The sequence below is a fragment of the Agrobacterium tumefaciens str. B6 genome (assembly GCF_001541315.1).
GTDB lineage: Bacteria > Pseudomonadota > Alphaproteobacteria > Rhizobiales > Rhizobiaceae > Agrobacterium > Agrobacterium radiobacter.
The window spans coordinates 104,212-116,621 of sequence record NZ_LMVK01000045.1; the positions used below are offsets into that span (position 1 = coordinate 104,212).

Annotated in this window: 14 protein-coding genes; 13 read left to right on the forward strand and 1 reads right to left on the reverse strand. The window is 59.5% G+C overall.

Features of this window, described 5'->3' with window-relative positions; translation table 11 throughout:
- Positions 1–4: 4 nt before the first annotated feature.
- On the reverse strand, positions 5–445 hold the full coding sequence (locus ASB65_RS21565) for a metallopeptidase family protein (protein ID WP_003505257.1): 441 nt from the start codon (positions 443–445) through the stop codon (positions 5–7).
- 332 nt (positions 446–777) lie between these two features.
- Here ASB65_RS21565 and rplU point away from each other — a divergent pair, with 332 nt between their 5' ends.
- From rplU to ASB65_RS21630, 13 genes are all read left to right on the forward strand, one after another.
- Positions 778–1,092 carry a 50S ribosomal protein L21 gene (gene rplU / locus ASB65_RS21570; protein ID WP_003492690.1) on the forward strand — a complete coding sequence of 105 codons (315 nt, stop codon included), beginning with the start codon at positions 778–780 and terminating at the stop codon, positions 1,090–1,092.
- 40 nt (positions 1,093–1,132) lie between these two features.
- Positions 1,133–1,402, forward strand: a complete 270-nt coding sequence (gene rpmA / locus ASB65_RS21575; RefSeq protein ID WP_003492686.1) for a 50S ribosomal protein L27 — start codon at positions 1,133–1,135, stop codon at positions 1,400–1,402.
- Positions 1,403–1,533: 131 nt separating this feature from the next.
- On the forward strand, positions 1,534–2,166 hold the full coding sequence (locus ASB65_RS21580) for a GNAT family N-acetyltransferase (RefSeq protein WP_003505256.1): 633 nt from the start codon (positions 1,534–1,536) through the stop codon (positions 2,164–2,166).
- Positions 2,163–2,753, forward strand: a complete 591-nt coding sequence (locus ASB65_RS21585; protein ID WP_060725329.1) for a GNAT family N-acetyltransferase — start codon at positions 2,163–2,165, stop codon at positions 2,751–2,753. Before ASB65_RS21580 ends, ASB65_RS21585 begins: the two co-directional genes overlap by 4 nt.
- Before the next feature lie 169 nt (positions 2,754–2,922).
- The gene (gene obgE / locus ASB65_RS21590) at positions 2,923–3,993 is read left to right on the forward strand and encodes a GTPase ObgE (RefSeq protein ID WP_060725330.1); all 1,071 of its coding nucleotides are present in this window, start codon (positions 2,923–2,925) and stop codon (positions 3,991–3,993) included.
- Entirely contained in the window at positions 3,990–5,159 is a 1,170-nt protein-coding gene (gene proB / locus ASB65_RS21595) for a glutamate 5-kinase (protein ID WP_060725331.1), read from the forward strand. The genes obgE and proB overlap by 4 nt, the downstream gene beginning before the upstream one ends.
- On the forward strand, positions 5,152–6,438 hold the full coding sequence (locus tag ASB65_RS21600; protein WP_060725332.1) for a glutamate-5-semialdehyde dehydrogenase: 1,287 nt from the start codon (positions 5,152–5,154) through the stop codon (positions 6,436–6,438). Before proB ends, ASB65_RS21600 begins: the two co-directional genes overlap by 8 nt.
- Before the next feature lie 42 nt (positions 6,439–6,480).
- Positions 6,481–7,065, forward strand: coding sequence for a nicotinate-nucleotide adenylyltransferase (locus ASB65_RS21605; protein ID WP_050816429.1), 585 nt, complete (start codon positions 6,481–6,483; stop codon positions 7,063–7,065).
- Positions 7,066–7,134: 69 nt separating this feature from the next.
- A complete protein-coding gene (gene rsfS, locus ASB65_RS21610) occupies positions 7,135–7,623 on the forward strand; it encodes a ribosome silencing factor (protein WP_003505248.1) in 489 nt (162 codons plus the stop codon).
- 158 nt (positions 7,624–7,781) lie between these two features.
- Positions 7,782–8,264 carry a 23S rRNA (pseudouridine(1915)-N(3))-methyltransferase RlmH gene (gene rlmH, locus ASB65_RS21615; RefSeq protein ID WP_003505246.1) on the forward strand — a complete coding sequence of 161 codons (483 nt, stop codon included), beginning with the start codon at positions 7,782–7,784 and terminating at the stop codon, positions 8,262–8,264.
- A gap of 159 nt (positions 8,265–8,423) precedes the next feature.
- Positions 8,424–9,821: a murein hydrolase activator EnvC family protein gene (locus ASB65_RS21620; protein ID WP_003505244.1), complete on the forward strand. Its 1,398-nt coding sequence runs from the start codon at positions 8,424–8,426 to the stop codon at positions 9,819–9,821.
- Positions 9,811–11,139, forward strand: a complete 1,329-nt coding sequence (locus ASB65_RS21625) for a S41 family peptidase (protein WP_060725333.1) — start codon at positions 9,811–9,813, stop codon at positions 11,137–11,139. Before ASB65_RS21620 ends, ASB65_RS21625 begins: the two co-directional genes overlap by 11 nt.
- A 61-nt stretch (positions 11,140–11,200) precedes the next feature.
- Positions 11,201–12,400, forward strand: a complete 1,200-nt coding sequence (locus ASB65_RS21630) for a divergent polysaccharide deacetylase family protein (RefSeq protein ID WP_060725334.1) — start codon at positions 11,201–11,203, stop codon at positions 12,398–12,400.
- Positions 12,401–12,410 lie beyond the last annotated feature (10 nt).

A 12,410-nucleotide genomic window follows, 5' to 3' on the forward strand; every position in this document is an offset into this window, starting at 1 on the left:
CCGATCAGCGATCGGCGGCGGCCTCGTCTGCGCTTTCTTCGATCCGTTCCATGTCGTCATCCGACAGGCCGAAATGATGGCCGATTTCATGGATCAGGACATGGGTGATGATATCGCCCAGCGTCTCCTCATTTTCGGCCCAGTAGTCGAGAATGGGGCGGCGATAAAGCGTGATGCGGTTCACCATCTCGCCCGTTTCCATGGTGAAACGTTCGGAGATGCCGCGTCCTTCGAATAATCCGAGAAGGTCGAAAGGTGTTTCGAGAGCCATGTCCTCGAACACGTCATCGGTCGGAAAATCGGCGATCTCGATGATGAGATCCTTCGTTAATGCGCGAAATTCTTCCGGCAGGTGGCCATATGCCTCGATCGCAAGCGACTCGAAGGCGGAAATTGTCGGCGCATGGCGGTCCCGCCAATCGTCGGTCTGGTCTATGCGGGCCATTTCTGCTCCTTGTTGGAAGGCCCATATAAACACTTGCTGGGCAAATTTCGAGACCTGACTGCTTCACCCGCCGAAAAAGCATGAAATTCTTGGCGTTACAGTTACTTTTCGGGCCGTCGTCATCTTGACATAAACTGGCGTCTCGCGTAATCGGCACCCAAATTGATGGCGTAATGCGCCTTCCGTTTATTCCGCCCCTTAAAAGGCGGCTTCACCGGCAGACATTCAAAGGGGCATTCTGTTCCCAAGGGTTTCTACCAAATTCCGACTGATAAAAAGACGGCCAGCTTGCATTTGCGAGCAGAGCCGGAACGAACATGAAAGGATAAAAAATGTTCGCAGTCATCAAGACCGGCGGTAAGCAGTACCGCGTAGCGGCCGACGCCGTGCTGACCATCGAAAAGCTGGAAGCAGAGGCAGGCGCAACTGTAGAATTCACCGAAGTTCTCGTTGTTGGCGAAGGCGCCGACGCCAAGTTCGGTGCTCCCTTTGTCAAGGGCGCCATCGTCAAGGCTGAAGTTGTCGAGCACAATCGCGGCAAGAAGGTCATCGCCTTCAAGAAGCGTCGTCGTCAGAACTCCAAGCGTTCGCGCGGCCATCGTCAGCATCACACTGTCGTCCGCATCACGGACATCGTTGCTGCCTGATCGGCGCGACACGGGAAACAAGGTTTAAAGGAGAACTCCAATGGCACACAAAAAAGCTGGCGGTTCCTCGCGTAACGGTCGCGATTCCGAATCCAAGCGCCTTGGCGTAAAGAAGTTCGGCGGCGAAGCTGTCATTCCAGGCAACATTATTCTGCGTCAGCGCGGCACACAGTGGCATCCGGGCGCCAATGTTGGCATCGGCAAGGACCACACGATTTTCGCACTGACCGCAGGTAACGTGAACTTCCGTACGAAGGCCAACGGCCGCGTATTCGTATCCGTGGCTCCGAAAGCGGAAGCCGCAGAATAAGCCGGTAAGCGTCATATGCAGCCGGTGTCCCATCGACCCGGCTGAGACGTATCAGGTTCAGTCAAGAAAACAGGGGAGATGGGGCACCACCCAACTCCCCTTTTTCTTTAACCTCATGGAGGGACTGAACCATGCAAGCTGAATTGTTGAGGGTTGACCAATCACGGTCACCCGAAGAGCGGCCGAGGCCCGATCGGTCAAGGAGCGATTGCCCCGTTTTACTGTCGCAGAGGCTGGTTTTACGCAAGCCTCACGAAGAAGACATCGACGCCCTTGCCCATCTTGCCAACAATGCCAATATCGCGACCATGGTGTCGCGTATGCCGCACCCTTACACGGCCAAAGACGCCGCGGATTTTGTGCGACGCTCCAAAGCTGGCGAGATTGGCAAGTGCGTCTATGCGATTACCCGCATGGACAATGGCGAGTTTCTGGGCTGCTGCGCGCTCGAACCCCAGGAAGACGAAAAGACGCTTGAGATCGGTTACTGGCTGGGGGAACCCTACTGGAACCGGGGCTACATGACGGAAGCCGCGCATGCGCTGATCGACATGGCCTTCCGCACGCGTGAAATCGACCAGATCGATGCCCGCTGCCGGGTTACCAACATCGCTTCGCGCCGCGTCATCCAGAAGTGCGGTTTCCAGTTTCAGGGTTCCGGCATGGTCGGTTCGCTGGCGCTCGGCGGCATGGTGCCGGTCGAATGGTACCGGCTGGACCGCAAGACCTGGGTTTCGCTGAAGAGCTGGGGGGACATGGGATGAGTGCGCTAGAGCTTACCCGTCGCCGGGCTGCTGCCACTGTGGCTCCGCCCGGCCCCTGCCCTGTCATCGAGACGCGGCGTCTGGTGCTGCGCCCGCAGCGGCTTTCCGATGCCGGCAGCATTGCGGAATCGCTTGGCGATTTTGCTGTGACGAGGATGCTCGCTCGTGTTCCGGCACCCTATCACAAGCAGGATGCGCTGGAATGGTTGGTCCTGCGCACCTCAGGCACCCTGCCCGACTGGGATTTCGCCATTACCAGTGGCGACGATACCCTGATCGGCGTCGTTTCGGTGGAATTGCGGCACGGCGAGTGGCATCTCGGCTACTGGCTCAACCGCTTCTACTGGGGCAAGGGTTACATGACCGAGGCGGTGGCCGGCGTGGTCGAGCGGTTCTTCCGCCGCATGCCGGGCGTGACCCTTCATTCCGGCGTGTTTGCGGATAATCCCGCTTCGCTGCGGGTGCAGGAAAAACTCGGCTTCCGGGTGACCGGCTGCCACCAGATCTACGCCACGGCGCGCGCCGCCATGGTGGCGCATATCGACACGATGATCACGGCTGAGGATTTTGTCCGGCCGCATCGCTGACAATCAAAACAAGGCCGGTTTGCACCAAACCGGCCTTGTCTCGCACATGGGCTTCCCGCACGATAGTCTTTGACCTTGTGAAGAAGCGCTTGTATTCGAAACGACGATATTTTTGTTTGGCGCAACGCGATTGGCGGCCGCGCCCGCAAACCGATAGAACGGCAGTCCGATGAAATTTCTCGATGAAGCAAAAGTCTATATCAAGTCCGGTGATGGCGGCGCAGGCGCGGGGTCTTTCCGGCGCGAAAAATTCATCGAATTTGGTGGTCCCGACGGTGGTGATGGCGGACGCGGCGGCGATGTCTGGATTGAGGTCGTCAACGGTCTCAACACGCTGATCGACTTCCGTTTTCAGCAGCATTTCAAGGCCTCGATCGGGCAGCACGGCATGGGCAAGACCCGCAACGGCGCCAAGGGCGCGGATGTGGTGCTGAAGGTGCCTGTTGGTACCCAGATATTTGAGGAAGACAATGAGACGCTGATCATCGACCTCACCAAGGAAGGCCAGCGCTTTCGTCTTGCCGCCGGCGGTAATGGCGGTTTCGGCAATGCCTATTTCAAGTCTTCGACCAATCAGGCGCCCACCCATGCCAATCCGGGTCTTGCAGGCGAAGAAAAGACGGTCTGGCTTCGCCTGAAGCTGATCGCCGATGCCGGTCTTGTTGGATTGCCGAATGCGGGTAAATCCACATTCCTCGCGACCGTGACCCGCGCGCGGCCGAAGATCGCCAACTATCCCTTTACCACCCTCCATCCGAACCTCGGCGTGGCGACCATCGACGGACGCGAATTCGTGCTGGCCGATATTCCCGGCCTCATCGAAGGCGCGCATGAGGGCGTGGGCATTGGTGACCGCTTCCTCGGCCATGTAGAGCGCACTCGCGTGCTTCTGCATCTGGTTTCCGCACAGGAAGAAAAGGTCGGCAAGGCCTATAAGACTGTCAAGGCCGAGCTGGACGCTTATGGTGGCGGGCTGACCGACAAGCCGGAAATCGTGGCGCTGTCACAGATCGACGTGCTCGATGAAAAAGAACTGAAAAAGAAGGCGAAGGAACTGGAAAAGGCCTGCGGCCGTCCGCCGCTTCTTCTGTCTGCCGCCGCGCATATAGGCATGACGGAAGCGCTGCGCGCCCTTCGCGACATCATCGTTTCGGCAAGCGAGGGCGGGGAGACTGCCCTGCCCGACAGGTCCATGCCGCATGAGGATAGCGAGGCCGAAGAAGAGGACGACCGCCTATGAGCCTGACGCGCAAGCCGCTGGCGAGCCACCATCGGATCGTGATCAAGATCGGGTCGGCGCTTCTGGTGGACCGAAAGACCGGTCTGAAGAAAGACTGGCTGGATGCCATCTGCGAAGATATCGCTGCGCTGAAGAAAAACGGCGCGGATGTCCAGGTCGTGTCTTCGGGCGCCATCGCGCTTGGGCGTACCGTGCTTGGCCTGCCTTCTGGTGCATTGAAGCTGGAGGAAAGCCAGGCGGCGGCGGCGGTTGGTCAGATCGCGCTGGCGCGGGCGTGGTCGGAAAGCCTGTCGCGGCATGAAATCGTTGCAGGCCAGATTCTGCTGACGCTGTCCGATACCGAGGAGCGTCGCCGTTATCTCAATGCGCGCGCCACCATCAACCAGTTGCTGAAGATCGGCGCTATCCCGATCATCAATGAAAACGATACGGTTGCGACCACCGAAATCCGTTATGGCGACAATGACCGTCTGGCAGCGCGTGTGGCGACCATGACGGGTGCCGATCTTCTGGTGCTGCTTTCGGATATTGACGGACTTTATACGGCTCCGCCGCATCTCGATCCGGACGCGAAATTCCTTGAGACGATCGCTGATATCACCCCCGAGATAGAAGCCATGGCAGGTGGTGCGGCCTCCGAGTTGTCGCGCGGTGGCATGCGCACCAAGATCGATGCGGGCAAGATTGCAACCGCTGCCGGTTGCGGCATGATCATTGCGTCAGGCAAAACGTTCAATCCGCTGAAGGCCATCGAAAACGGCGCGCGCTCCTCGTGGTTTGCACCATCAGGCACGCCGGTGACGGCACGCAAGACCTGGATTGCCGGGCAATTGCAGCCGGCCGGTGAAATCCATGTGGATGCCGGCGCGGAAAAGGCGCTCTATGCCGGAAAAAGCCTGCTTCCCGCGGGTGTGAGACTGGTGAAGGGCAATTTCGGCCGTGGGGATGCAATCGCCATTATCGGTGCGGAAGGCCGGGAAGTCGCTCGTGGTCTTGCGGGCTACGATGCGGAAGAGGCGCGCCTTATCATCGGTCACAAGTCCAACGAGATCGAGGCGATCCTCGGTTATGTCGGGCGCGCGGCCATGATCCATCGCGACGATCTCGTGATGACCGGCGCCGCCGTCAAAATTAAACATGCAAAGAAGGATGAGGTCCATGCCTGAACAGGCCGTGAAGCAGAGCCATGACATCGATGCGCTGATGATCACCATCGGCGCTCAGGCGAAAGCTGCTTCACGACCGTTGTCCATCGCCGGCACGGACCAGAAGAACCGTGCGCTGCTCGCCATGGCCTCCGCCATCGAGGCGTCGAAGGAGGCGATCCTTGCCGCCAACAGGAAGGATCTGACCGCAGCCGAGAGCGCCGGTCTTGCTGCTTCTTTCGTTGACAGGCTCACGCTCAACGATGCCCGCATCGCCGGCATTGCTGAAGGTATTCGCTCGGTTGCGGCGCTGTCCGATCCGGTCGCCGAAGTCATTGCCGCCTGGGATCGCCCCAACGGGCTTAAGATCGAGCGCGTGCGTACGCCGCTTGGCGTCATCGGCGTGATCTACGAAAGCCGCCCGAATGTGACGGCGGACGCCGGTGCTTTGTGCCTCAAGGCGGGCAATGCCGTCATCCTGCGCGGCGGCTCGGATTCGCAACATTCATCGCGTGCTATTCATGCCTGCCTCGTGGAGGGGCTGAAGATTGTCGGTCTTCCCGAGCATGCCATTCAGCTGGTGCCGGTGACCGACCGTGCCGCCGTCGGCGCGCTTCTCAGCGGCCTGAACGGCACTGTTGATGTCATCGTGCCGCGCGGTGGCAAGAGCCTCGTGGCTAGGGTGCAGTCGGAAGCCCGCGTGCCGGTCTTTGCGCATCTGGAAGGCATCTGCCACATCTATGTCGACAAATCCGCCGATCTCGACATGGCAAAACGTATCGTCGTTAACGCCAAGATGAGACGCACCGGCATTTGCGGCGCGGCTGAGACGTTGCTGGTGGATGCCGTTGCCGTTTCCACGCATCTCGAGCCGCTCGTCAAAGCCTTGATCGAAGCTGGTTGCGAAGTGCGCGGTTCGCAAGCTGTTCGTGATGTGGTGGCGGGTCTGGTGCCGGCAACGGAAGAGGACTGGCGCACCGAATATCTCGACGCAATCATTTCGGTTGCTGTGGTGGAGGGCATTTCCGGTGCGATAGAGCATATCGGCACCTATTCGTCCAACCATACCGAGGCGGTGATCGCCGAGGACCCTGATGTGGTCGAGCGGTTCTTCAACGAACTCGATTCGGCCATTCTGCTGCACAATGCCTCGACGCAATTTGCCGATGGCGGCGAATTCGGCATGGGTGCGGAAATCGGCATCGCCACCGGCAAGATGCATGCGCGGGGCCCGGTTGGTGTCGAGCAGCTCACCTCGTTCAAATACCGGGTGCATGGCACCGGCCAGACACGGACCTGATATTTGCCCGCTGATAAGCGCCTCGACAGACGTTATCTCACCATGCCGCATGTCGAACGCGGCATGGTCGTCGGGCTTTTCGGCGGCTCCTTCAATCCCCCCCATGCAGGCCATGCGCTTGTGGCCGAGATTGCGCTGCGCAGGCTGGGTCTCGATCAGCTCTGGTGGATCGTCACGCCGGGCAACCCGCTGAAAAGCCGTTCGGAGCTGGCGTCCCTGGAAGATCGCATCGCGGCCTGCGAAAAGCTGGTCCACGATCCACGCATCAAGGTGACGGCTTTCGAGAAAACGCTGGGGATGAGCTATACGGCCAATACACTCGCGAAGGTGAAGGCAAAAAATCCGCACGTCCGCTTCATCTGGGTCATGGGTGCCGACAATCTGAAGAGTTTTCACCATTGGCAGAAATGGCGCACCATAGCCGAGACTTTTCCAATCGCGGTGATCGATCGACCGGGTTCGACCCTGTCCTACCTCTCCTCCACCATGGCGCAGGCCTTCAGCCAGGCGCGGATAGATGAGGACGATGCCGGGGTTCTGTGGAAAAAACGCGCTCCCGCCTGGGTTTTCATTCACGGACCGCGTTCTACGCTCAGTTCCACGGCGCTGCGCAACGGCCGTAAATGACAGCTCCGATCACAAATGATGTATGCGGCTGATGTTGAAGTGCCCATATCTTGAAAAGTTAATGCTTTGATGCCACCTTCATTGTGTGACGCAGAGAATCGCGTCGCGCAGTGCCTGTTTTGTCATTCTTGGAAAGGAAAACCTCTGACAACAGTACACGCCAAGGGAAAAGCATTTGTTGCTATCCCGAAGGGTCAGGACAGTGGCGCCGATGCCGCCGGCCATGCCCTCGAAACCGTCCTCGCGAGCCTCGAGGACTCCAAGGCTGAAGATATCGTCTCTCTCAACATTGCCGGAAAATCGGCGCTTGCGGACTACATGGTTGTGGTCTCCGGGCGATCGAACAGGCATGTCTCGGCGATTTGCGAGCATCTTCTGAAAGACATGAAGGATGAAGGGTTCGGAAACGCCCGCGTTGAAGGTCTCGAGACCGGAGACTGGGTGCTGATCGATACCGGCGACATCATCGTTCATGTGTTCCGCCCGGAAATCCGCGCCTTCTACAACATTGAAAAAATGTGGGCGACGCCGGATATGCCGGAAGAGACGCTGCATTGATGCGATGAGCCTTTGAGCGAGTGCATCGTTTCTGCCGAAGATCAATCTGACTTCGGAAACGGTGCCTCTGGCCGGAAATCAGACCGGCCGCATAGGAATCCGCAGGCTATGCTGTTAAGAGCGGGACCCTGTTGGGTCACGACGAATGCAGGTTTGCGATGCGGATTTCAATTTTTGCGGTGGGACGGCTGAAATCCGGCCCTGAAAAGGATCTTGCGGCCCGTTATATCGAGCGTCTGGCAAAGACCGGCCCGGCGATCGGGCTGGAGTTTTCGCGGGTGATCGAGGTGGGTGAAAGCCGTGCTTCCAATGCCGAGACCCGCAAACGCGAAGAAGCCGCGATGCTGGAGAAACATCTGGCCGATGGCGCTGTCCTCGTCCTGTTGGACGAGCGCGGAAAGGCACTTGATAGTCCCGCCTTTGCTTCATTTTTTGGCGATCTGCGTGATAGCGGCAAACGTGACCTTGTGATCGCCATTGGCGGGGCAGATGGGCTTGACCCCGCGCTTTACGACAGGGCGGCGGCCGTTCTCAATCTCGGCAAGCTGACATGGCCGCATCAGATCGTTCGTATCCTGATTGCCGAGCAGCTCTATCGGGCTGTCACGATCCTCTCCGGCCATCCCTATCACCGCGCCTGAACGGGTTTCCTTTCGGGGAATTGTCTCAATTTCAACATGAAGCTCCGCGACACCGCTGACTGCGGACGACTTTGGCGGCGGCCTTTCTCAGGCCTCTTGGAAGATCGCGGCAAAATCCCTAATATCGGCGCTCCTGCTTCGGCATCAAAGAAAGCTCAAATGGACACCACGCCTCAACGAAAACGGCACGCTGCCCTTGCGGGCGCGGTTATTGCTGCTTTCGTCATGGGGGGCGGTCCGACCCATTCGCGTGACGATGCGGGCGCTGCCCCGGCGGCAAGCGATGCTTCCTCGCCGGATGCGCTGCAGACGCTGGAGAAGCGCCGCGACCAGAACCGGCAGGATCTGGAGGAGCTGGTCGACAGCATCGGCCTTTCGGAAGACAAGACAAGGACGCTCGAAGAAAGCATCGCCTCCCTCAATCAGGACAGCGCGCGCATTCGCGAGGAACTGATCGCATCGGCTGCCCGACGCAAGGCGCTGGAAGCCAAGATCAGCGACGGCGAGGATCGCCTGGCCAAGCTTTCGGTCCGTGAGGATGGCGTCAAGGCATCATTGCGGGAAAGACGCGGCGTGCTGGCGGAGGTTCTGGCCGCATTGCAGCGCATGGGCAGAAACCCGCCACCGGCTCTCCTCGTTTCACCTGAAGATGCACTGGCTTCCGTGCGCAGTGCCATTCTTCTCGGCGCCGTCGTGCCCGGCATTCGTGGTGAAACCGACAAGCTCGTCGCCGCTCTCAAAGAATTGACCGACGTCAGACAGGCAATCGCTCGCGAAAAGGGTGATCTTACGGGTATGATGACGGCAAGTCTGGAAGAGGAAAAACGCCTCGACCTCCTGATTGCCGAAAATGACCGCAAGAATTCCCAGACGGCGGCCGAACTGGAGGCGGAACGCAAGCGATCTGAAGAGCTTGCGAGCAAGGCGACGAGCCTTGAGGGGCTGGTCAGTTCGCTCGAAGGCGAGATTACCTCGGTGCGTGAGGCGATGGAAAAGGCGCGGGCGGAAGAGCAGCGTCTGGCCCGTCTTTCGGAGGCGGAACGCGAGAAGGAACGCGCTGCGGCCGAGGCTGGAATGCCCGATAAAAACCGCATTGCGCCCGCATATCCCTTCGCGAGTTTGAAGGGAAAGCTGGAGCTGCCGGTGACCGGCGAGGTGCTGCGGCGCTTCGGCGACGCGGACGGAACGGGCCACTTTTCCAAGGGAATTGTTGTCGCGAGCGGACCGGAAGCCATCGTGACGGCACCTGCAGACGGCTTCGTGGTGTTTGCCGGAGATTTTCGCAGTTACGGCCGGATGATCATCCTCAATACGGGTAACGGATATCATGTGGTGATGACGGGCATGGACAATGTGAGGACGCGGCAGGGCATGTTCGTGTTCTCCGGAGAGCCCATCGCCTCCATGGGTGCAAAAAGAGTAGCGAGTGCAGCAGCATTGGCGCTGGAAACCGACAGGCCAACGCTCTACATTGAGTTCAGGAAAGATGGTGTACCGGTTGATTCCCAACCGTGGTGGACCGCAAAAAATACCGGAAGGGCGCACAATGATTCGTAAGGTTTCGCTTCTCCTTATCGGTGGGCTTATGGGCGCCACGGCGATGAGTGTGATTTATTCGGCGAGCATGCCGGCACAGGCGGCCGGGCCTTCGACCTATAAGGAACTGTCGATCTTTGGCGACGTGTTCGAGCGCGTGCGCGCACAATATGTGACGCCGCCGGATGACGAGAAGCTGGTGGAAAATGCCATTAACGGCATGCTCAGCTCGCTCGATCCGCATTCGAGCTTCATGAATGCCAAGGATGCCAACGACATGCGCACCCAGACCAAGGGTGAATTCGGCGGTCTCGGCATCGAAGTGACCATGGAGAACGAGCTGGTCAAGGTCATCACGCCGATCGACGACACGCCGGCTTCCCGTGCAGGCATTCTCGCCGGCGACTTCATTTCAGAAATTGACGGTACGCCGGTTCGTGGCCTGAAGCTGGAGCAGGCGGTTGAAAAGATGCGCGGCGCGGTCAAGACGCCGATCAAGCTGACGATCATCCGCCAGGGCGCAGACAAGCCGCTCGAATTCACCGTCATGCGCGACGTCATTGCCGTGCGGGCCGTCAAGTCCCGCGTCGAGGGTGACAATGTCGGTTATCTGCGCGTCATCTCCTTTACCGAGAAGACCTATGATGATCTCGAAAAGGCGATCAAGAAGATCAAGGCTGATGTGCCTGCCGACAAGCTGAAGGGTTATGTGCTCGATCTGCGCCTCAACCCGGGTGGTCTGCTTGATCAGGCGATCAATGTTTCCGACGCCTTCCTCGAGCGCGGTGAGGTCGTTTCGACCCGTGGCCGCAATCCCGACGAGACCCGCCGCTTCAACGCGACGGCCGGTGATCTGACCGATGGCAAGCCGGTAATCGTGCTCGTCAACGGCGGTTCGGCTTCGGCTTCGGAAATCGTTGCCGGTGCCCTGCAGGATCTGCGTCGTGCGACCGTCGTCGGCACGCGCTCCTTCGGCAAGGGCTCGGTCCAGACGATCATTCCGCTCGGCGAGGCCGGTGCGTTGCGTCTGACCACGGCGCTTTATTACACGCCGTCGGGCAAATCGATCCAGGGCACGGGCATTACGCCTGACATCAAAGTTGAACAGCCTTTGCCGCCGGAATTGCAGGGTCGCGTCACGACCGAAGGCGAATCCAGTCTGACCGGCCATATCAAGGGCCAGAGTGAAACGGACGAAGGTTCTGGTTCCTCCGCCTACGTGCCGCCGGAAGCAAAGGACGACATCCAGCTCACCTACGCGCGGGACCTGTTGCGCGGCGCCAAGACGGATCCGTCTTTCCCGCCGAACCCGGACAAGGCTGTGGTCAACAAGCAATAAGATAGTGCGCCGGTCAGCCGGCGCATTGTCTCTATTGCCCAACCGTTGGACGGATCGTTCATTGCCTTCGGACCTGCGAAAACCGCTTCTAGGTCGTCAGAAAAAAAGCGCCGGTATTAACCGGCGCTTTTCCGTCATTATGGCTCTGTCGGTGCTTGCGGTTTTTTCGATTGGCGGCCTCTCCGTCTATACGGCGCTTTCGCCCGGCAACTTGCAGAAGACGGCGAGCGGGCCGGATGCACAGCCTCAGCTTGCCGACAAGACACCTGAAACCGCACTGGCCGAGGTAACGGCTCCCGGTGATGCTGCCGTTCTGCAGCCGCAAAGCGGGCGCTCCGGCGCCAATATCAATCGCGAGACAATGCCTGATGGCAATGTCGTATCGGTGTACTCCCCCCGCCCGCGCGAGGGTGACGGGCCGGTGCTGATGAGCGGCCAGACCTATGGTCAGGATCCGCGCATGGCGACGCGGCCCAATGAGGAGCTGCTGGAAGAAACCGCATTCGGCAGATTGCCGGTCGTTGGCGCGGACGGTTTGCGGCCGATGGAGCAATATGCACGGCCCTGGTCGGGCGCACGGGGCACACGGGTGGCGATCGTGGTCGGCGGGCTGGGTCTCAGCCAGACGGGGTCGCAAAAAGCGATCCGAGACCTGCCGCCGGAGGTCACGCTTGGTTTTGCCGCCAGCGGCAACAGCCTGCAACGCTGGATGCAGGAAGCGCGCCGGCAAGGACATGAAATTCTTCTTCAGATACCGCTGGAGCCCTTCGGTTATCCGGGTACTAATCCCGGTCCGGACACGCTGCTGGCGGGTGACCCTGCCAAGGTCAATATCGACCGGCTGCATCGCTCCATGACAAAAATCACCAATTACACCGGCATCATGAATTATCTCGGCGGGCGCTTTCTTGCCGAGCAGGCGGCCTTGGAGCCTGTCATGCGCGACATCGGCAAGCGTGGCCTGCTGTTTCTGGATGATGGCTCCTCGGCGCAGTCGTTGAGCGGGGGCATCGCGAAGGCTATTTCCGCGCCGCAGGGCTTTGCCGATATTTTGCTCGACGGTGACGTCACCGAAGCTTCCATTCTGCGCAAGCTGGACGAGCTGGAGCGGATTGCGCGGCGTAATGGCCAGGCGATCGGCGTTGCGTCGGCCTTCGATGAAAGCGTTGCGGCGATCTCGAAATGGTCGCGTGAGGCCGGCGGGCGCGGTATTGAGATCGTCGGTGTTTCCGCGCTTGTTTCCGGGCAGGCGGGGCAGTAAACCTTGCCTG